We start from the raw sequence: 18,765 nt of genomic DNA, 5'->3' as shown, positions 1-18,765 counted from the left end.
CCACACCACGCAATCCAGCCCGCTGGCGCCGCCGTTTCGTGGAACCCCCCCCCCCCCGCGGCCGGGAACGATGGCGGTGCCCGGGTCGATGCTTGACAGGGGTTGCGCCGGCGGGTCGAATGTCTTTAGCGAACGTTCAGTAACCTTGGGGTCCGGTACACCTCACCGGCGGCGGGCGGCGGAACCGCGTGGGGCGGCGCCGGTCGGCCGCCGGGTGTGGCCCGGCCGGGCCCGCCGGTCCGTCGGTTCCGCCAGTCCTGAAGGAGACGAAACCCCATGACCACAGCCGTCATCGTCGACGCCGTACGCACCGCGTCCGGCAAGGGCAAGCCCGGCGGCGCGCTGTCCGGCACCCACCCGGTCGACCTGCTCGCACACACGCTGCGCGCGCTGGTCGAGCGCAACGGGCTCGACCCCGCGTCGGTCGAGGACGTGATCGCGGGCTGTGTGTCCCAGGCCGGCGACCAGTCGCTGAACATCGCCCGCAACGCGGTGCTCGCCGCCGGATTCCCGGAGAGCGTGCCCGCGACGACCGTGGACCGGCAGTGCGGATCCAGCCAACAGGCCGCGCACTTCGCCGCGCAGGGCGTGATCGCCGGCGCGTACGACATCGTGATCGCGGGCGGCGTCGAATCGATGAGCCGGGTGCCGATGGGCTTCGCCGCGCGCGGGGGCGACCCGTTCGGCGAACTGCTCGGCAAGCGCTACCCGCAGGGGTTGATCCCGCAGGGCTATTCGGCCGAACTCATCGCGGCCCGATGGAACCTGGACCGCGAGACGCTGGACCGGTTCTCCGCACGCTCGCACCGGCTCGCCGCACGGGCCGGCGCGGAGGGCGCGTTCGACCGGGAGATCGTGCCGATCACCCTCGACGGCGGTGAGCACCGGGTGGACGAGACGGTGCGTCCCGCGACCACCGAGGAGGGGCTGGCCGGACTCAAGCCCGCGTTCGTGGACGAGGGCATGGGCGCGCGCTTCCCGGAGATCGACTGGCGGATCACCCCGGGCAACTCGTCGCCGCTCACCGACGGCGCCTCCGCCGCGCTGATCATGAGCGAGGAACGGGCGACCGCGCTCGGCCTGACCCCGCGGGCCCGCTTCCACGCGTTCGCGGTGACCGGCGACGACCCGCTGTTGATGCTCACCGGGGTCATCCCGGCCACCCGCAAGGTGCTCGAACGGGCCGGGCTGGGCATCGACGACATCGACGCGTTCGAGGTCAACGAGGCGTTCGCGCCGGTGCCGTTGGCGTGGGCGGCGGACGTGGGCGCCGACTTGGAGAAGGTGAACGTGCGCGGCGGCGCGATCGCGATCGGCCACCCGCTCGGCGCGTCCGGCGGGCGGTTGCTGAGCACGCTGCTGGGCGTGCTGGAGTCCACGGGTGGCCGGTACGGCCTCCAGACGATGTGCGAGGGCGGCGGGATGGCCAACGCGATGATCATCGAACGCCTGTGAGCTCGCGGATCCACCGCACCCGGGCCGCGTGATCGCGGTTCGCACCCGATTTCCCGTCCGTCTTCCCGTTGTTGCTCGACCCCGCACTTGACTGTTACGGAGACACATACATGCGCATCGAAGGCACCACCGCCCTGGTCACCGGCGGCGCCTCGGGCCTGGGCCTGGCCACCGCCGAACTGCTCGTCGCGAAGGGCGCCTCGGTCGTACTCTTCGACCTGCCCTCCTCGCAGGGCAAGGGAGTTGCCGAACTGCTGGGCGAGCGAGCCGTGTTCGTGCCCGGCGACGTGACTCGAGAGGACGACGTACGGGCCGCGGTGGAGGTGGCCGACGCGGACGGCAGGTTGGCCATCACGGTCAACTGCGCGGGCGTGGCCGACGCGGCGCGGACGGTGGGCCGCAAGGGCGCCTTCCCGCTGGACGTGTTCGCGCGGGTGGTCAACGTCAACCTGATCGGCACCTTCAACGTGCTGCGGTTGGCCGCGGAGCGGATGGTCGGGCACGATCCGGTGGACGGCGAGCGCGGCGTGATCGTGAACACCGCGTCGGTCGCGGCGTTCGACGGGCAGATCGGGCAGGCCGCGTACAGCGCGTCCAAGGGCGGGATCGCGGCGATGACGCTGCCGATCGCGCGGGACCTGGCGGGGTTGGCGGTGCGGGTGATGACGATCGCGCCCGGCCTGTTCGAGACGCCGCTGCTCGGGTCGTTGCCGGAGGCCGCGCGGGCGTCCCTCGGGGCGCAGGTGCCGCATCCGAGCCGGTTGGGGCGGCCGGCGGAGTACGCGTCGCTGGTCGCGCACATCGTGGAGAACCAGATGCTCAACGGCGAGGTGATTCGGTTGGACGGGGCGATCAGGATGGCGCCGAAGTAGGCGCTGGGCGCTGGGCCTTTTGGCCTCAAACGCTGGCCGGGCTGGGTTACCCGGCCTCCGGCCGAGGTGGCCTCAAGCGCCGGCCGGGCTGGGTTTTGGTTCGGTCGGCGTTTGGTGTGGGGTGTGGGTCGGGGTGGCCTCAAGCGCCGGCCGGGCTGGATTTTCGGTTCGGGCGGTGCTGGGCGTTGGTGTGGGTTGGGGTGGCCTCAAGCGCCGGCCGGGCTGGGTTTTCGGTTCGGGCGGTGCTGGGCGTTGGTGTGGGTTGGGGTGGCCTCAAGCGCCGGACGGGCTGGGGTTTGGTTCGGGTGGCGCTTGGTGTCGGGTGTGGGTTGGGTGGCCTCAAGCGCCGGACGGGGTGAGTTTGGCTCGGGCGGTGCTGGGCGTTGGTGTTGGTTGGGGTGGCCTCAAGTGCCGGGTGGGCTGGGTTTTGGGGTGTGGCCGACTGTGGCCAAGGAGATTTGCACGTAGCGGTCGGCGATCTGGGATGGGGTCAAGGGGCCCGTGGAGCGGTACCAGTCGGCGACGGCCTGGCAGCAGGTGAGGACGGCGCGGCCGGCGTCGACGGGGTACGGCGTGCTGAACTCGCCCAGTGCGACGCCGTCGCGGACCGCGTCGTGCATCAGGGCCTCGAGTTCGTCGCGCATCGCGACGTAGCGGGCGCGGTTGTCGGGTTCGAGGCTGCGCATCTCGGTGTCCAGGAAGGCCAGCGGCGCGCGGTTGGCCATGTACAGCACGATGCACTCGACCAGTGCGGCGAACCGCGCGGTGGGCGCGTCGTCCGCCTCGGCGAGTGCGCCCCGGCAGCGGCCGAGCGCGGCGTTCATCGAGCCGATCAGCAGCTCGACCAGCAACGCCTGTTTGTTCTGGTAGTGGTAATACAGCGCCGGCACCGTCACACCGACGCGGCGCGCGATGTCGCGCACCGTCGTGCCGTGATACCCGTGCTCGTCGAACGCGGCCAGCGAAGCGGCCAGGATCGGCGGCAGCAGCAGCGGATCGTACGCGCGCCAGTCGGTGTGGCCGTCGGCGCGCAGATCGGCCGCGAGTGGCTCCGCCATGGGGTCCGGCTCCTGATTCCGCGCACGGGCTCCGGCCATTCCGGGGCGCATCGTCTTGGTTGTGGACATTCTAACGATCGCTCGCTAGGTATCCACGGGCCGGCCGCGCGAACGCGGGCCCGGCGGTCGCGTGGGTCGGGAGTGGTCAGCCGCCGATCTGCTGGAGCGTTTTGACCAGTTCGGCGAAGCCGATGCCGACCTCGTCGAGGACGCGCAGGAGGGCCGGCGGCGGGTCGCCGATCTGGCGGTTGAGCGGGCCGACCCGGCCCGGGACGCTCGCCAGGTCGCCGCCCCGGAAGCGCGACTCGGGGTCGGCCGGGGGACGTATCTGATAGCTGCGCCAGTTCCGCGCGGGCCAGTTGAGCAGCGTCAGGTCGGGCGCGTCCCAGGCCATGAAGGCCCAGCGGCGTTCGTTCCCGGCCTGGATCAGCACCGCCTCGCCGTACTGCGCCAGACGCGTCGCGGCCACCGCCGCGATCGGGACCGGATTGCCGAACGAGCCGGTGATCCGCCAGATCCCATCCTCGATGCCGGCGACCCAGCCGTGGGCGGCGAACTCCTCGATCGCGTCGGCGTACGGACTGTCCTCGACCGGGAGGGCCGGGATCGGTTCGAGGTCGGTGTGTGTGGGGACGTGCGGGGCGGACGTCACAGCGGACGCGGCGGGGGCGACGGGTGAGGGAGCCGGCCCGGGCGACGGAGCCGTAGCCGGAGTCGGGGTCGGTGTGGGCGGGCGCGGTGTGGGCGTGGCCTGTGGTGCGGCCGTGGCCTCGACCGGGCGCGGCGCGACCACGGCGGTCGACGCGGCGGGCCGCGGCGTCGACGGCGTAGGCTCCGGGCGCGGGGTGAGCCGTGTCTCGCTCGGTCGCGCGGCGGCGGCCGGGCTGTACGCGAACACCACCGCGGAGTGCAGCACGCTGCCGTCGGCGCGCGTGACACTGCCCCGTACCGCCGGACCCAGACCGGCCGCGGGCGGGAAGCCGGCGCTCGTCGCACCGGTCGCGATGGTGCCCAACTCCCGCCAGGAGCCCGGCGATCCGTCGGCGGAGGTGCTCACCGTGACCGGCTCGCGGGCGGCCTCGGACAGCACCACCCGCAGTCCCGCGCCGTCCGCTTGGGCCCCGAGCAGGACGAGTTCGGCACCGGCCGCGACGCCGCGCAGCGCGTCCAGGCCGGCGGGCGAGGTGGCGCGCCCACCGCCGAGCGGCAGCAGGTCGGTGCCGACCGTGCGTACCGCGAGGTCGAGACCGCCGCCGCCGGCCGCGGTGTCCGCGAACGCGGTCCGGGTCAGGTCGGCGTTGCCGGTCAGCGCGAACCAGTGCTCGCCGATCCGCCACTGCGCGAACCGGCCGTGCGCCGGCCGCTGTTCGGGCAGTACGAGCACATCGGCCGGGCGGCCGGCGAGCGCGGAGCGCAGCAGCGTGCCGGTGTAGCCGGACCAGTTCTCGTGCACGCCCACCCGCACCCGCGCCGGGGACAGCCGCGCGATCAGCTCGCGCAGCGTGTCGCCCGTCGTGTCGACGGCCGGCGCGTACACGTGCAGCTCCTCGACCGGACCGGCCGGCACCTGGGCCAGCAGTGAACGGTCCAGGTTGTCCAGCAGCCGGGCCTCGGGACCGGGCGTCTCGTCCGCCATGATGTGTCGCTCGGTCAGCAACCCGGCGATCTCGCGCAGGTACTCGCCGGCCCACGGGGCCATCGTGACGCCGTCCAGGTCGGGCAGCTTGTCCAGCCAGTCGGCCACGTCGGCGAGCAGCGCGTTGGACGCGTCCTGCTCGGTCTCGACCACCGTCCACAACCGGTCGTCGGCCCAGCCGGGCAGCGCGGGGGTGCCGCCGCCGATCGCGATCCGGCACGCGTGCTCGCCGAGCAGCACCACCAGCTTGGCGCGCAGGCCACCGGGACAGACGGTGGGCGCGTAGAGGTAGTCACGGCCGGCGCCGCGCACCTCGACCGGGTCGTGTGTCTCCTGCGCGGCGTCCCCCAGGATCGCGACGCGCGCGGAGAGGTCGCGGGCGAGCGGTACGGCCACGCGCTCCAGGTACGGCAGGTCGACGCCCAGGCCGATGAACAGGGCCTCGTGCAGGGCGGCGCCGTCGGCGCGCTCGTGCCATTCCCGCAGGAGCGTGACGGGGGATGCGGATCGGGTGTGCTGCGACGCGGTCATATGTCGATGTCCAAGGTCGTTCGTCCCGAGGGGATGGCGTGCGGGTGCGGCTCGCGGATGCGGTCGGTGGAGCCTTCGACACGATTCCGATGGTAGGCCCGGTCGCGCGTCGTCGGCGGAGGACCGGCAACCGAACGGGCGCGCCCCGGAACAGCGCCGGTCGGCGTGCGGGCCGCGCGGGTCATCCGAAACCACCTTCCTCGTCGCGAGGATCATCGCAGGAGTCGGCGGCGGCAATGGCAAAGGCCCCACGTCGTGGGCACCATCCGGGGCCGGAGCACCCCCGTGTCCTTATCGCCGACTCGGCTCCCTGAGATATTAGTCCCCTCGGGCAAGCGTGAAGTCGGCCGCGTCGAGGGTGGTGTGCGGGCCGGGCGCGTTCCTCGATCCGGTCGACCCGCCGGTTTGCCGATCCTCGCCGATCCCCGCCGCCGACCCGAAACGCGGCCGGGAGCCGAGGAGAATCCGGATATGACGCCGAGCCCGACAGCGCGCAGGAAAAGCCGGACCGCCCTCGCCCGGGAGGCGATCCGCGGTCGGATCCTGCGCTTGGAGATGGTGCCCGGCACGGTGTTCAGTGAGGGGGAACTGGCGGCGGTCCTGGGGATGGGCAAGACGCCGGTGCGCGAGGCGCTCAATCTGCTCACCCACGAGAGCCTGGTCGCGGTCGCGCCGCATTCGGGCTACCTGGTCATGCCGGTCACCCTGCGCGACATCCGCGAACTGCTCGAACTGCGCCTGACGATCGAGACGTTGCTGGCCCGGCTGGCCGCGAGACGGCAGGAGGCGGCGGGGCCGCGCGGGCTGGAGGACACGGCGGACGCGTGGCGGCGGGCGGCGGCGGCCGTGGTCGCGACGGGCGTACCGGGCACGTGTCACCGGTCCGGCTCTCGCGCCGGGGCGGGTGTCGGGCCGGAGCCGCTGGGGTGGCTCGGACTGGGCGCCGCGCTTGCCGAGCGGGCCGGGAACGGGCGGGCCGCCGAGGTCGAGCACTACGTGCTGCGCCACCACCTCCGGCATGTGTGTCTGGCCGCCGCGCTCGGCGATCCGCGCTGGCCGGCGCCCGATCACGGGGCATTGCGGGCCGCGCTCTCGGCGGGTGATCCGGAGGCCGCGGCGAGCGCCGTCGAGGCCGGCGTCCGGGCCCTGGGCGCGGCGGTGGTCGCCGCGCTGGTGCCGCCGGTCGCCGCGCGGCTGGGCCGTGCGGACGACGACGGATTCGGCACCGAGCCGCCGGCGGAACTGCTCGACCTGGACCTGGGCACGCTGTTGCGCGACGGGTGAGGCCGGGCGGTCGGGCCCGTACGCCGCATCGGCCACCAGCAGGGTCGGGACGCGGGCCGGGCGGCGGCGTTCGGCGCGCGAGCCCGGGCGATCGCGGTTGGGATGCGGGGCCAGGGGATCACGGTCGGGTCGAGGTTCCGGGTGATCACGGTCCGCGCGCGGGCCCGGATTGCGGTCGCAACGCGGGCCCGGGACACGGTCGGGACACGGGCTCGGTGATCACGGTCGGGACGCGGGCCCGGCGATGTTCACGTCCAGCAGCGCGTCGCTGGAGAGCAACGTGTCCAGCACCCGCTCCCGACATCCGGTCAGCCGGGTGTGCACCGCGCGCCGTGCCGCGCCCGGGTCGCCCGCCGCGAGTGCCTCCAGCAGCGGCGCGTCGTCGCCCGCGATGGTGCGGGGATGCGGACCGTCGGCGGCGACGCACAGCCGGAGCAGCCGGTGGTGCGCGTGCAGGGTGCCGCCCAGCGCGCGGCGCAGATGCCGATTCCCGACCGGCTCGGCGAGCAGCAGATGCAGCCGGGTGTAGCGGTCCAGCCACGCGTCCGGACCCTCGACCGGTCGCCGGGTCCGTACCCAGGCGTCCTCGCGGGCCACCAGCGCGGTGACCTCGGTCGGCCGGCACGCCACCGACGCCGCCGCGTCCTGTTCCAGCGCACGATGCAGGTCGAACAGCTCGCGCGCGGAGCGTACGGTGACCCGGGAGACCCGGTAGCCGCTGCGGGGGATGACCTCGACGAAGCCGTCCTCGGCGAGCAGCGCGAGCGCCTCGTGCACGGGTGTCTTGCTCATGCCCAACTCGCCGGCCACCGCCTTCTCGGTGAACCGCGCGCCGGGCGCGAGTTCCAGGTGCAGCACCCGGCGCCGGATCTCCCGGTAGGCCGAGCCGGTCAACGATCCGGGCCGCCCCTCGCCGCCGGTGCGATAGCCGGGCGGACTCGCATTCGCCATGACGCTCCTCCCTGCGTGGCCGCATCCTACGGGCGCGGCACGGGCCGATCCGGGGTGTGCCCGGGCGGTCGGGCCGGTCGCCGACCGCCGATCCGGGCCGGTGCGAGGGCGGGTCCGACCCGGGTGGGCGCGGACCGGTCCGGTCGGTCCGGGTCGGTCGCGTTCGGCTCGGACCGGCTCCGGTCGGCGCCCGTCGGCGCCCGTCGATCAGTAGAAGTGCCGCAGGTCGGGCCACAGACTCGACCAGGGCCGCGCCGTGCCCGCGCACAGTTCGACCACCGCGTGCTGCTCCTCGTTGTCGACGCCCTTGCCGTTGTCCACCCGGGTGACGAGGCGACAGTCGACGAAGTCCCGGAAGCGTTGCGTGGCCTCGCCCTCGCGCACGATCACCACCGGGCCGTCGGCGCGATCCGGCGGCGGTCCCCAGTCGGCGAAGGACATGTGGCCCGAATACGGCTTGGGCAGTCCGCGGGCGGGACCGTACCGGTCGAGCGCGCCCGCCTCGCCGTAGTTGCCCGCGAACAGCACCGCCCGGTCGCGTTGTTCGGGCGGAATCCGGGTCCAGGCCACCGCCGCGGCGTCGGCCAGTTCCGGCCAGCCGATCTGTTCGCCCTGCTCGGGGTTGATCCCGTTCACCGCGTTCACCTTGGCGGCCGGCAGCAGTGGCAGCGAGATCACCGCGCTGGTGACGGTGGCGATCAGCAGCATCGAGCCGACCGGTACCCGCCTGGCGGGCCGGGCTGCGACCCACCGCACGGTCGGCTCGCAGCCCGCCGCGACCAGGACCAGCAGCAGCGGCAGCGCGTAGTACGACTTGCCGCCCGAGCCGATCACCAGGACGCACAGGACCAGATAGCCGAGCAGTATCGAGCGGGCCCAGCGCAGTTGTTCCGAGCGCCACAGGCAGATCCCGCCGGCCACCCAGATCGGCACGAACAGCGGTGACAGGTAAGCGATTTGCAGCGGAACGAACATGATCCGGTTGGTCGTTCCGTCGTCCGAGCCGATGCCGGCCGCGACGGTGAACTGCGGCCAGTCGTGGCCGGCCTGCCAGATCAGACCGGGCGTAGCGAGCACTACCGCGATCGCGATGCCCCCGCCCAGCCAACGGCTGCGCAACACGTCCCGGGGCCCGACCGCGAACAGGCCGACGAGCAGCGCGACCACGAGATAGCCGACCAGGTACTTGTTGAGCATCGCACCGCCGACGGCGGCCCCGACCGCGAGCCACCAGCGTCCGTCGCCGGTGCGCAACAGGCGCAGCGTGAACCACGCCACCAGGAGCCACGCGAGGATGTCGAGCGTCGCGGTGGACCACAGGTGACCGACGCCGAGCACGATGCCGGACGTGGCCGTGCAAGCCGCCGCGAGTAGTTGGCCGGGCCGGCCGGATCCGAACTCGCGTGCTATCAGCGCGACGACCAGTACGGTGGCCGCGCACGCGAGCGCGGCGAATATCCGCAGATCCTGCGGGTCGTCCCCGAACAACTCACCCGACACGCGGGCGAGTAGCGGGGTGAGCGGAGGCTGATCGACGTAACCCCAGGCGAGGTGCCGGCCGGCCACGACGAAGTACAGCTCGTCGCGATGGAAGCCGTAGCGCGAGGACACCGCCGTCTGCACCGCGAAGACCGCGAACATGATCAGCGAGACGGGCAGGGTGGCCAGGGGCGGCAGGGCTCGCGGCGCCGGAGCGGGCAACAGCGGTTCGGTCGACGTGCGTTTCTCCACACGGCTCATTACGTCATGGTGCCGGATCGGGCATCCCCACGGCAGAGACTCGCACGCGGGTCCGGACAACGAGTCGGGAACGAATTCCGGCACCTCTTCCTCCGGATCGGCGCGAAATCGGCGCGATCCGGGATGTCCGTTTGCCGGCGCGGTGACCGAATCCGGCCCACACTGTCATTCGGGGGTGGGCCTGCCATGGACACGCGAGGTTCGGGTCGTCTTGTCGCCGCCCGATACCGGCTGCTCGAGCAGTTGGGTTTCGGGGGCATGGGTGTGGTGTGGCGCGCGACCGACGAGCTGTTGCACGTCGAGGTCGCGATCAAACAGGTGAGCATCGGCGATTGGCTCCCGGACGCGGAACGCGAGCAGCGCGTCGCCCGGGCGATGCGCGAGGCGCGGAACGCGGCGCGGCTGCGCGAGCATCCGCACATCGTCAGCGTGCACGACGTGGTGGTCGAGGACGGCGTGCCGTGGATCGTGATGGAGTACGTGCCGTCCCGCACGCTGGCCGAGGTGGTTGCCGAGGACGGCCCGCTGACGGTGGAGCAGGTCCGGGTGGTCGGGACCGCGCTGGTGGACGCGCTGGCCGCGGCGCACGCGCTGGGCATTGTGCACCGCGACGTCAAGCCCGCGAACGTGCTGTTCGCGCCGACCGGGCGGATTGCGCTGGTCGACTTCGGCATCGCGGTGCACGAGGACGACGCGGGGCTGACCGCGTCCGGGGTGATCGGGACGTTGGAGTACATCGCGCCCGAACGGCTGCGCGGGGACGCCGCGACGCCGGCCGCCGATCTGTTCTCGCTGGGCTGCACGCTCTTCCAGGCGGTGGAGGGCACTTCGCCGTTCCGGCGCGAGCAGGCGTACGCGAGCATGGCCGCGGTGCTGGGTGAGCCGCCGCCGAGGCCGCGCCGGGCGGGGCCGTTGACCGAGGTGATCCTTGGCCTGTTGGACAAGGATCCGGCGGGGCGGCCAGACGCGGACCGGGTCCGGCTGCTGCTCGCGGCGAACGTGACCGACAGCGGTGCGCGGAACATCGCGCGGCAACTGGCCGCGCCGACGGAGCTCGCGCGGCCCGCGGCGGCCGGGGAGCCGGGGTCGGCGGGGCCGGAAGGTTCCGCGGACGCGGAGGGGTCCGCGGGAGCGCTGGGGCCGGCGGGCGCGGAGGGAACGACCGTGCCGGTACCCGTACATCCGGCCGGTATACCCGCCGCCCCGACACCTGCGGCCTCACCCGCCGCCACTCCGCCTGTCGTGGAGCCGCCGCAGCAGCAGCCGACCCGACCCGCTTCGCCGCCGCTTCGGGCTCAGTCGCCCACCGTGCCGCTGCCCGAGGATCCGGCGGCTGCGCCGCCTCGGCGCCGGCGACTCGCGTACATCATCGGTGCGGTCGTCGCGATCGTCGCGGTGGTCGCGCTGATCGTGGTGGTGAGCCTGCTGGTGAACGGTTCCGGGGACGGGAACGACGACAACGACGGGGACAGCCCGGGGGTGCAGAGTTCGGAGTCGGCTTCCGAGACGCCGACGGATGCCTCCTCCGAGGCGGCGCCCGAGGCGGCGACCGACGCTTCCGGGTCGAGCGACGGGGCTTCGACGGACTCCTCGTCCGAAGCCGAGCAGGCCGTCCCGTCCGGCGGGTCCACCGACGAGAACCCGGCCGGCGCCGGGTCGGCCTCGGGCGCGGCGCCGGCCGGCTGAACGCCGCCCCGGTCGACGCCGGCGCAGCCGCCGCCCGGGCTCGGGAGTCCGTCGGCCACCGCCGCGTCGACGAGCCCACCGAGTGACCCGGGCGCGCCCCTACCCACCTCCGCCCCGGCATCCCAGGCCGCCGAGCGGCGACCCGCCGCGTCCCACCGGACCCCTCCCGACCCCCTGCCGACCTCTCGTCATGCGGCAACTCCTGTGCGCTGCAAGGTGGATCACCCGAACAAGGACACGTGCGCCGAGGTGATTCGCTGCTACCGTTGCTCCCGACCGTCCGGACGGTCCGGAGGGATGCGGAGCGGGACAGGAGTGCGCCGATGCGCGATCGACTGCTGGACGCGGTGGAACGAATACTGGTCCGGGACGGTGTGGAGGCGGTCCGGCTGGACGCGGTGGCCCGCGAGGCCGGCGTCAGCAAGGGCGGACTGCTGCACCACTTCCCGAGCAAGCAGGCGCTGGTAGAGGGCGTGGTCGAGCGGCTGGCCGACCGATTCGAGGCCGCGCTGCCCGAACCGGGTTGCCCGCCCGGGGCGTTCGCGCTGGCGTGGCTGGACGCGAGCATCCCCGCCGAGTCCCCGACCGGCGACCGCAGCGGCGTCGACCAGGTCCCACTCGCGCTGCTCGCCGCGGCCGGCGGCCCCGAGGTGCTGGCCTGCCTGCGCGAGCGCTACGCGCACTGGCAGCGCCGACTGGCCTCGGACGGCCTGGACCCGGCGGTCGCCGACCTGATCCGGATGGCGGTGGACGGCTGGTGGGCGGCCCGGTTGTTGGACCTGGGCGTTCCGCACGACGCCGCGCACACCGACCTGCGCGCGCTGCTGACCGATCTGGTCCGCACCCGAGGCGGCGCGGCGTGATCGCGGGACTGCTGGTCGGCGGGGCGATCCTGGCCGAGGTCACCGCGACCCTGTCGCTGCGCGCCTCGCACGGACTGACCAGGCTCGTCCCGAGCGCGGTCGTCGCGGTCGGCTACCTGCTCGCGTTCGTGCTGCTCGCGCAGGCGCTGAAGACGTTGAACGTGGGTCCGGTGTACGCGATCTGGTCCGGCCTGGGCACCGTCGGCGCACTGGCCGGCGGCGTACTGCTCTACGACGAGCCGCTCCGGCCGGGCACGGTGCTCGGCATGACGCTGGTGGTCGTCGGCGTGGCGGTGCTCTACCTGTACGGCGGGACGACCCATGAGTAGCGCGGCCGTGCGCTCGCGCGGCGCCGACCTGATGTGCTTCACCCGGGTCTCGATGACCGTCGCCGACGTGGGCTTCCTGGTGTACTGGACCGTCACGCTGTTCGCGCTGATCCCGGCCGAGTACGCGTACAAGGACTACGCCGATCCGGTGATGGGCGACTGGAACCACTCGTTCGTGCCGCTCGACCTCGCGGCCGCGGTGACCGGTCTGGCGGCGCTACGCCTGGGCCGGCGTACCGCGACGGGGAACGCCCACCCGCTGATGCTGATCTCGCTCGTGCTGACCAGCACCGCCGGCCTCCAGGCCATCGCGTTCTGGGTACTGCGCGGCGACTTCGCGCCCGAATGGTGGCTGCCCAACCTGTTCCTGCTGCTCTTCCCGCTTCCCGCGATCGTGCTACTGGTCCGGCGGATGGCGCTCGTGCGGCCGTGAGCGACGCCGGGTAGCGTCTCGGTGCCCAAGCGCGCCGGCCGCACGCCGCCGCCCATCCCGCCCGAGGAGAGACCACGACGTGTCCAAAACCCCCGAGATCGGCGCCCCGGCGCCGGACTTCACCCTCGACGCGGTGCACCTGACCGGCGGCGAGGCCGAGCGTGCTCCGCTGACCCTGTCCGCCCAGCGCGGCCGCCCGGTCGTGTTGGCCTTCTACCCCGGCGACGACACGGCGGTCTGTACGAAGCAACTGTGCTCATACTCCTCCGCCTTCGAACAATTCACCGATCTCGACGCCACCGTCTGGGGGATCAGCCCGCAGGGCCTGGACAGCCACGAGCGTTTCGCCCGCAAATACGACCTGCGGATGCCGCTGCTCGCCGACACCGAGCACAAGGTGGTCGAGGCCTACGGCATCGGCCTGGGCAGCAACGCCCTGCGCCGAGCCGTCTTCATCATCGACGCCGAGGGCATCCTGCGCTGGAAACACGTGGCCCTCGTCGGCCTCACCTACCGCGGCATCGACACGCTCACCGCCCAACTCGCACTCCTCCGCCGCTGAGCGTGTCGGTGCTCCCGGAGGGCGAGCCGGGAAGTTCGGGGGTGGGAGGCAGGTGGGGCGGCTTCGGGTGGGTCGCCGAGCGACTCCGCGCACGGGGGACGGGGCTCAGAAGTTCAGGGGTTGGATGAAGGTGGGGGCGCCCTCGGGTGGGCCGCCGCTGATCAGGGCGACTCCGGTGGGACCGGTGTGGACCGGGCCGCCGGAGTCGCCGGCGGCGCCGGATTGGGTGCTGCGGGCCAGGCCGGTGACCGGGCCCTCGGGGTAGTTGACCGTGACGTCGGTGGCGTCGATGGTGCCGCAGCGGGTGCCGCTGGTGGCGCCGGTGCCGCAGACCCGGTCGTCGAGTCGGGGCCGGGCGAAGCCGGTGATCGTGGTGGTGGAGTCGCCGTCGAGGATGTCGGAGGCCAGGGCCAGGCCCTCGGCCGCGGGGATGACGGCCCAGTCGGCCCCGGGGAAGCGGGACTCGTCGACGGTGCCGATCAGGGTGCCGGTGCCGTCGTACCAGGTGGGTGCGTCGCGGGCGCAATGGCCCGCCGTGCCGGTCGTGTTCGCGCGGTATCCGTTGAAGCCGGCGGTGCAGATGAAGACCGTGCCGGTGAGCCCGCTGTAGAGCGGGCTGCCGCCGTGGAAGCCGGTGGTGGCGGCCCGGGGGTCGGGGCCTGTGGCGGGCCGCCTGGCCACGCGGGTGGTGACCGGCGCGCCGAGTTCGGTGATCTCGACCAGCGCGGGCAACATCCGGGCGGTGTGCAGGAAGGCCGACGTGACCGGGTCGGCGGCGCCGCGCAGCGTCGCGATCGCGAGCGTGCAGCGCCGGTGATCGACGTACCAGTACTGGTTGTTGCCGGCCAGACCGTTCAGGGCGAGCTCGTCCAGGCGGTGCCGGAGTGTGCTCAGTCGCGTCAACCGGTCGGCGAGGCAACCGCCGCTGGGCGGGTCGGCCGTGGCCGGGGCGGCCAGACCGGCGAGCACGAGCACGGCCGCTGCGGCCATCGACACCATCGAACGCGTCACGGTGGTCCGCTTCATGCGGGAAACCGTACGGACCGGCGCCCGGCCACAGGCACCGATCACGCCACGGTCACCCGTACGGGCGGCCGAGATCCCCCGCAGGGGCATCGAACGTGTGCCGCTCGGGCGTGACATGGGCCACCCGGATCGATGGGAACCCGTACCACCTTGCGGAACGTATGGAAGGTAAGGCTAACCTAAGTGCGACCTCGCGGGTCGTGCCGTGCCCCGGCCTCCCGCCCTTCCTCGCGCCCGGAGTCCCAGATGTCCTCTTCTCATCGCTCGCTCGCGACCGCCCGGCGGCGCGTGGTTCGGCTGTTCGCCGTGGCGGGGGCGGCCGGCCTGCTGCTCACCGGGTGCGGTTCCGACTCCGACTCGAAGTCCGACGACAAGCCCGCCGCGAGCCAGGGCAGCGGCGCGCCGGCGGGCGGCGACTCGGCCGGCGACTCGGCCGGCGGCACGCGCACGGTCAAGGACGCGACCGGCACCGCCGTCCAGGTACCGGCCGCTCCCCAGCGGATCGTGGTGCTCACCCAGGAGGATCTGGACGCGGTACTCGCCCTCGGCGTCAAGCCGGTCGGCATCACCAACGGCCAGGGCCTGGACAAGCCGCCGGCCTACCTGGCCGACAAGGTCAAGGGCATAGAGGTGGTCGGGAACCTGCTGCAGCCGGTGATGGACAAGGTGATCGCGGCCAAGCCGGACCTGATCCTGGCCGGCGACATGCAGGACGAGCAGGTGCTCAAGCAGCTTCGCAAGATCACCCCGGCGACGCTGGTCACGATGGCGCCCACCGACGACTGGAAGTTGTCCTTCCGGGGCATCGGCAACGCGGTCAACAAGCTGGACCAGGCGAACAAGGTGATCACCGACTACGAGGCCAAGGCCAAGAAGACCGGCGAGGACCTGACCGCGAACAAGGGCGCCGCGGTGAGCATCGTGCGCTGGAACCCGAACGGCCCGAGCTGGATGGAGAAGCGCCAGTTCGCCAGTGGCGTCGCGCTCGACATGGGGCTGACCCGGCCCAAGGCGCAGGACAAGGACGGCAACGCGCACACCCCCGCGTTGAGCCTGGAGAAGATCTCCGAGATCGACGGCGACTGGCTGTTCCTGGGCACGCTCACCTCGGACGGCGCGAGTGCCCTCAAGGAGGTTCAGGACAAGCCGGCGTACAAGGAGTTGAACGCGGTCAAGAAGAACCACGTGGTCGCCGTGGACGGTTCGGTGTGGTCCACCCGAGGCGGCCCGTTGGCCGCCGGCGTGGTGCTCGACGACCTGAGCAAGGCGCTGTCCGCCACCTCCTGACGTGCCGTCATCGGCAGTGCTCGGCCCCGGGAGCGTCACGCGCCCGGGGCCGAGCCCGTATCGGGGCCGGGCCCGGGGCGGACCGAGCCCCGTGCCATGGCCCGGCCCGCGCCGGACGGCGGCCCGTGGGACCGGGCCACGGTGCCGCCCGCGGGGTCCCGACCGCCCGTTTCGTCTTCGCGCAGAAAGCGACCAGCATCATGGACACACCCATCCTGCACGCGCTGACCGAGGCGGTCGCCGCCGGACGAGTCGACGCCGGGCCCGAGTTCTGGGCCCGGGTCGAGCAGGTCGGCGCCCCGCTGATCGAGCCGGATCCGGGCGATCCCGGGCAGCGGCTGGTCACCTTCGTGTGGCGGGACGACCCGGCGGCGCCCGCGAACGACGTACTCGCGCTGCTGCACACGTTCACCGACCGGGACCGGCACGCGGGCGATCTGACGCCGCATCTGATGCGTCGGGTCGCCGGCACCGACGTGTGGGCGATCACCCATCGGCTGCCCGCCGACCTGCGCGCGTCGTACCAGTTCTTCGTCGGCACCGGTGCGCGCGGTCGGACGTTGCGCACCGATCGCGCCGCCTGGCTGGGCGTGTTGGACGCGGCGGTGCCCGACCCGTACAACCACGCGCCCACGCTGGCCGCGCGGGACGGGCGCAATCCGTCCTCGGTGCTGGCGCTGCCGGACGCGCCCGGGCAGCCGTGGGCACGGCGCCGGCCGGGCGTACCGCGCGGGACGCGGCTGGACACCACGGTGGACGGACGCCGGGTGAGCGTGCTGGTGCCCGCGGGCGTTCGGCACGAGCCCTACCGGGTGGCGGTGTTGCTGGACGGCGAGGTCTGGGGCTCGGTGCTGGAGATCGGTGACACGTTGGACAACCTGCACGCCGACGGCCGGATCCCGCCCACCGTGGCGCTGCTGGTGGACACGATGGGTCGGGAACGGCGGATGGCCGATCTCACCTGTAGCGAATCGTTCGTGGACTGGCTCGCGGACGTGCTGCTGCCGTGGGCCGGCCGGCGTCACGGGGTGAGCGGGGATCCCGCGCACACCGTGCTCGTGGGGCAGAGCGCGGGTGGGCTGACCGCGGCGTTCGGGGCGTTTCGTCGACCGGACCGATTCGGCAACGCGCTGTCCCAGTCGGGGTCTTTCTGGTGGCCCGACCCGGACGAGAGCAACGACGGACCGGAGTGGCTGACCCGACGGTTCGCCACGAGCGAGCGCCTGCCGATCCGGTTCCACCTGGAGGTGGGACTGCTGGAGTGGATGCTCCTCGCGGAGAACCGCCGGTTGCGCGATGTCCTGCTGGAACGCGGATATCCACTTACCTACACCGAGTTCGACGGCGGCCACGACTACGCCTGTTGGCGGGGCGGGCTCGCCGTCGGACTCGTCGACCTGCTGTCAGCCCCGGACGGGCGCTGAGGCTCCGGCCGAATCGGTGCGGGCTGACTCGGGCTCGGGAGCAGTCCCCGGATCCGCTCCCGCTTCGGCTTCGTGACCCGTCCCGGGTGCGGCGCCGGGTCCCGTCCCGGGACCCGGCTCGTCGTCGTCCTCGAACGGTGGCGGTGCCGGTGCCTGGTGTGGCAGGCGCAGCGCGAACAGCGCGCCGAGCGCGACCAGTCCGGCGGTGACCCAGATCGCCGCGCGATACGGCCCCGGCGCACCGGCGTCGTGGCCCGAACCGCCGCCCGCCTCGATCACCGCGGCGCCGGCCGCGATCCCGAGCGAGCCGCCGAGCGTGCGGACGATGGTGAACAGCGCCATCGCGTGACCCATGTCGGCGGGCTCGATCTCGCCGAACCCGGCGATCTGTACGGTCAACACCGCCGTACCCAGAACCAGTCCGACGCAGAACATCAACACCCGTACCGCCCACGCGTTGTCCGCGACGCCCGGCAGCGCGAGCGCGCCGAACACCAGCGCGGCCAGGACCAGGGCCGGTGTGGTGAGCCGGCGCGGGCCGAGTCGGGGCAACAGCCGGTCCACCACCTGTGACGCGAACATCAGGCCGACCGCCTCGGGAAACACCCCGAGCCCCGCGTCCAGCGCCGAAGCGCCCAACGCCGCCTGGTACAGCAGTGGGAAGACGAACAGCACGCCCATCAGCCCGGCCGAGGTGACCAGGGCCAGCGCGGTCGCCGAGCCGAAGGCCCGATCGGCGAGCAGCCGGAGCCGCAACAACGGCTCCTCGGCCCGCAGTTGGTGCGAGATCGCGACCACCGACAGGACCAGGCCGAGGATGCCGGCGATCGCGATGGCGGGCGTGGTCCACCCCTGCGAGGGCCCGAAGCCGAGCGCGTAGGTGAGCAGCCCCAGGGTCGGCGCGGTGAGCCAGAACCCGGTGCGGTCGAACGGCCCGACCACACCGGCGCGGTGCTCACGCAGCCCGAACAGGCCGAGCAGTACGGCGGCCGTGCCGATCGGCACGTTCACCAGGAACAGCCAGTGCCAGGAGAGGTGTTCGGTGAGGAATCCGCCGAGCGGCGGACCCAGCGCGGGCATCAGCGCGGTCGGCACGATCAGCCACTTGGCCAGCCGCATGCGCTCGTGCGGCGCGAACGCGGTGAACAGAATGGTCATCCCGACCGGAGTCAACAGGCCGCCGGCCAGGCCCTGTACGACGCGTGCCAGGACCAGGGAGACCAGGTTCTGGGACAGGCCGCACGCGGCCGAGGCCGCGGTGAACACGGCCAGCGATCCCAGGAAGACGCGTTTCGTGCCCAAGCGGTCGCCGAGCCGGCCGGCGACCGGGAGCGCGGCCACCAGGGCGACCAGAAAGGCGATCTCGACCGTGTTCGCGGCCACCGCGGGCCGGTCGAAGTCCTTCGCGATGGTCAGCAGGGCCGGATTGACGATGGTCGAATCCAGGCCGTTCATGCACATCGCGGCGGTGTAGACGGCCACCACGATCCACGCGGACGCACCCTTCGCGGTCGCCGGCGGAGCGGGTCGGGCGCGCTCGCCGGCCGCCGCGGGACCGGGTTCGTCGCGCTCTTCGGTCGCGGCGGAAGCCGGTCCACCGCGCTCACCGGTCACCGCGAAAGCCGGCT

General features: G+C 73.0%; 15 protein-coding genes and 1 pseudogene. 10 read left to right on the top strand and 6 right to left on the bottom strand.

The genetic code is table 11. The features are described from left to right. Positions 1–276 precede the first annotated feature (276 nt). Together ACZ4FV_RS23165 and ACZ4FV_RS23160 are read left to right on the top strand one after the other, a co-directional pair. Entirely contained in the window at positions 277–1,455 is a 1,179-nt protein-coding gene (locus ACZ4FV_RS23165; RefSeq protein WP_395863908.1) for a thiolase family protein, read from the top strand. Positions 1,456–1,565: 110 nt separating this feature from the next. Beyond that, a complete protein-coding gene (locus tag ACZ4FV_RS23160; protein ID WP_395863910.1) occupies positions 1,566–2,327 on the top strand; it encodes a 3-hydroxyacyl-CoA dehydrogenase in 762 nt (253 codons plus the stop codon). 404 nt (positions 2,328–2,731) lie between these two features. On the opposite strand, the gene ACZ4FV_RS23155 is transcribed toward ACZ4FV_RS23160, so the two are convergent. Together ACZ4FV_RS23155 and ACZ4FV_RS23150 are read right to left on the bottom strand one after the other, a co-directional pair. Continuing rightward, positions 2,732–3,385 carry a TetR/AcrR family transcriptional regulator gene (locus ACZ4FV_RS23155; RefSeq protein WP_395863912.1) on the bottom strand — a complete coding sequence of 218 codons (654 nt, stop codon included), beginning with the start codon at positions 3,383–3,385 and terminating at the stop codon, positions 2,732–2,734. A gap of 145 nt (positions 3,386–3,530) precedes the next feature. Then, complete coding sequence (locus ACZ4FV_RS23150; RefSeq protein ID WP_465323184.1) at positions 3,531–5,552, bottom strand: hypothetical protein; 2,022 nt, start codon at positions 5,550–5,552, stop codon at positions 3,531–3,533. 471 nt (positions 5,553–6,023) lie between these two features. Here ACZ4FV_RS23150 and ACZ4FV_RS23145 point away from each other — a divergent pair, with 471 nt between their 5' ends. Further along, a complete protein-coding gene (locus tag ACZ4FV_RS23145; RefSeq protein WP_395863916.1) occupies positions 6,024–6,836 on the top strand; it encodes a GntR family transcriptional regulator in 813 nt (270 codons plus the stop codon). A 219-nt stretch (positions 6,837–7,055) separates the two neighbouring features. Here the strand turns inward: ACZ4FV_RS23145 and ACZ4FV_RS23140 are convergent, their stop codons facing one another. Next, the gene (locus ACZ4FV_RS23140) at positions 7,056–7,787 is read right to left on the bottom strand and encodes a GntR family transcriptional regulator (RefSeq protein WP_395863918.1); all 732 of its coding nucleotides are present in this window, start codon (positions 7,785–7,787) and stop codon (positions 7,056–7,058) included. A gap of 207 nt (positions 7,788–7,994) precedes the next feature. Then, positions 7,995–9,527 carry a glycosyltransferase family 39 protein gene (locus ACZ4FV_RS23135; protein ID WP_465323183.1) on the bottom strand — a complete coding sequence of 511 codons (1,533 nt, stop codon included), beginning with the start codon at positions 9,525–9,527 and terminating at the stop codon, positions 7,995–7,997. Positions 9,528–9,713: 186 nt separating this feature from the next. On the opposite strand from ACZ4FV_RS23135, the gene ACZ4FV_RS23130 reads away from it, so the two are divergent. The 5 genes from ACZ4FV_RS23130 to ACZ4FV_RS23110 all read left to right on the top strand — a co-directional run bounded on the left by ACZ4FV_RS23130 (position 9,714) and on the right by ACZ4FV_RS23110 (position 13,400). Beyond that, positions 9,714–11,213, top strand: coding sequence for a serine/threonine-protein kinase (locus ACZ4FV_RS23130; protein ID WP_402232936.1), 1,500 nt, complete (start codon positions 9,714–9,716; stop codon positions 11,211–11,213). Positions 11,214–11,536: 323 nt separating this feature from the next. Further along, the gene (locus ACZ4FV_RS23125) at positions 11,537–12,076 is read left to right on the top strand and encodes a TetR/AcrR family transcriptional regulator (protein ID WP_395863924.1); all 540 of its coding nucleotides are present in this window, start codon (positions 11,537–11,539) and stop codon (positions 12,074–12,076) included. After that, the gene (locus tag ACZ4FV_RS23120; RefSeq protein WP_465323182.1) at positions 12,073–12,405 is read left to right on the top strand and encodes a DMT family transporter; all 333 of its coding nucleotides are present in this window, start codon (positions 12,073–12,075) and stop codon (positions 12,403–12,405) included. The genes ACZ4FV_RS23125 and ACZ4FV_RS23120 overlap by 4 nt, the downstream gene beginning before the upstream one ends. Then, positions 12,398–12,838 (top strand): DUF5360 family protein, encoded by a 441-nt coding sequence (locus ACZ4FV_RS23115; RefSeq protein ID WP_465323181.1) that lies wholly within the window; start codon positions 12,398–12,400, stop codon positions 12,836–12,838. The genes ACZ4FV_RS23120 and ACZ4FV_RS23115 overlap by 8 nt, the downstream gene beginning before the upstream one ends. A 79-nt stretch (positions 12,839–12,917) precedes the next feature. Then, positions 12,918–13,400 carry a peroxiredoxin gene (locus tag ACZ4FV_RS23110; protein WP_465323180.1) on the top strand — a complete coding sequence of 161 codons (483 nt, stop codon included), beginning with the start codon at positions 12,918–12,920 and terminating at the stop codon, positions 13,398–13,400. A gap of 105 nt (positions 13,401–13,505) precedes the next feature. On the opposite strand, the gene ACZ4FV_RS23105 is transcribed toward ACZ4FV_RS23110, so the two are convergent. Beyond that, on the bottom strand, positions 13,506–14,426 hold the full coding sequence (locus tag ACZ4FV_RS23105; RefSeq protein WP_402232926.1) for a S1 family peptidase: 921 nt from the start codon (positions 14,424–14,426) through the stop codon (positions 13,506–13,508). A gap of 246 nt (positions 14,427–14,672) precedes the next feature. Between ACZ4FV_RS23105 and ACZ4FV_RS23100 the strand changes: the two genes are divergently transcribed. Both ACZ4FV_RS23100 and fes read left to right on the top strand, forming a co-directional pair. Further along, entirely contained in the window at positions 14,673–15,713 is a 1,041-nt protein-coding gene (locus ACZ4FV_RS23100) for an ABC transporter substrate-binding protein (protein WP_465323179.1), read from the top strand. Between the two features lie 200 nt (positions 15,714–15,913). Then, complete coding sequence (gene fes, locus ACZ4FV_RS23095; RefSeq protein WP_395863935.1) at positions 15,914–17,137, top strand: enterochelin esterase; 1,224 nt, start codon at positions 15,914–15,916, stop codon at positions 17,135–17,137. Between the two features lie 90 nt (positions 17,138–17,227). Here fes and ACZ4FV_RS23090 read toward each other — a convergent pair. Next, a pseudogene (locus ACZ4FV_RS23090) lies at positions 17,228–18,639 on the bottom strand (DHA2 family efflux MFS transporter permease subunit); the annotation flags it as partial. Positions 18,640–18,765: the final 126 nt, after the last annotated feature.

This window comes from Embleya sp. NPDC025285 (assembly GCF_055558835.1).
The sequence above is the reverse complement of the archived record's forward strand: the minus strand, read 5'-3'. Positions and strand labels throughout refer to the sequence as shown.